This is a genomic window from Escherichia sp. E14V7 (genome assembly GCF_004212225.1).
Taxonomy (GTDB): Bacteria; Pseudomonadota; Gammaproteobacteria; order Enterobacterales; family Enterobacteriaceae; genus Escherichia.
Genome location: NZ_RHJJ01000025.1, coordinates 1 through 1645 on the forward strand (window position 1 = coordinate 1; position 1645 = coordinate 1645).

General features: G+C 39.6%; 1 pseudogene. It reads left to right on the forward strand.

From position 1 onward, the window contains the following. Positions 1 to 670 precede the first annotated feature (670 nt). Positions 671 to 1645: pseudogene (locus D9741_RS22240) on the forward strand (autotransporter outer membrane beta-barrel domain-containing protein); the annotation flags it as partial.

The window sequence follows — 1645 nt, forward strand, 5'->3', positions numbered from 1 at the left end:
GGTGGAAGGTCAGATTACTCCGCGTCTGCAACTGTGGGGCAACGTCGCCCAGCAGTTGGGTGACAACGGTTACAGTGATACCCAGGGAATGTTGGGCATGAAATATCTCTTTTAATGCCACTTTGCCACCTGTCACGTACAGGTGGCTCTCTTTTTAGATCCACGGTCTTTGTTAGGAAAAATCTACAGAAAAAGGGAATATATTTGTATTTTTCTCAACAATAGCCACATCTCTCCTGTTGTTTAATAACGCTCATGGCAATTATCGCTGGTGTTCCTTAAATTAATTTTCATAAAAATCTCAAATTCCTGCTTCCGCTAAAACCCCATATAAAATTCACACAAACCGCATTACTTTTCTGAACAAAAAAGCCACTAACCATCTATTAATATGATTTTTATGCCTTTTCTTTATTTCACTTGCATAAGTTTTAGGATTATTAGATGTGTTTTTCTAACCGACATAAAAAAACCACATTAACTCCACGTACAAACCACTAAAACCAATCAATACAACGAACAACTAACACTTTAATAAATTTATTGCATCTAATATTACAGATATTCTTATTTAGCAACTTGCATGCTTACGCCTTACAAGGCTTCAGGAAGAAAAACAGTGCAATAAGAAACATCTCGCCATTTAAATTTAAGGATGAAAGTGAGTGATATGAAGTTAAGAAAACATGCTTTATCAACCCTGTCCATAGCCATTTCAACGATATTATTTACACCCATATCCCTGGCCGTAACCCCACCCACAGATGCAAATAGCGTTGTTATCATTAATAATGGCGAAGAGGTAAAAATCATTGCCTCTGAAGGTTACGATCCCGGATGGGATAATTTTACTTCTTTGACTGTAGGTAAAGACTCTAATGGCTCATTACTTATTGATAATCTTTCATTTATTACTGCCAGTGCTACCGTAGGTAATAACTCTGAAGGTACCCTCACTTTATCCAACCATACCAACTGGCAGTTTAATAGTTCTACATCCAACTTGTATTTGGGTACAAATGAAGGTTCCGGCACGGTATATGTGTTAGAAGGCAGTAAGATAAGTGGCCTGCAGGAACTAAGGATTGGTGAGTATTATGGTGATGCCAAAGGGTTGATGGTTATTGATGGGGAAAACTCATCGGTTTCCTCTAACATTGCTCTTGTTGGCGATCAGGGAATTGGCAATTTACGTATTACGAATGGCGGTACACTCACTACCTCAGCTCAGGTAGCTATTGGATATTCTTATCCAGGCAATAGTGCATCAAAAAATCGTGATAGTTATGGCGAGGTTCTGGTTGATGGTAAAAATTCAACATTGAATGCTAAATATGTTTATCTTGGTGGATTCAGCCCAGATGTTGCTTTTAATACTACCGGTATCCTTACCGTTAATAATGGTGCAACAATCAATGCCAATTCGTTTATCTGGGTTACTCTCGCACCTGGCGCCACAGGCGTTTTAAATATTGGTGGTGCGCAAGGTGAGGCTGAACAGGCTGCTGGTTCGATTAATACGCCATTTATTCATTTGGGAGCCGCAGATGCTTCTTCCTCTTCGATAGTAAACTTTAATCACTCCAGTACCGATTTTCTGCTGGCCTCACCTATTCAGGGGAACGGCCAGGTTAACCAGGTAGGT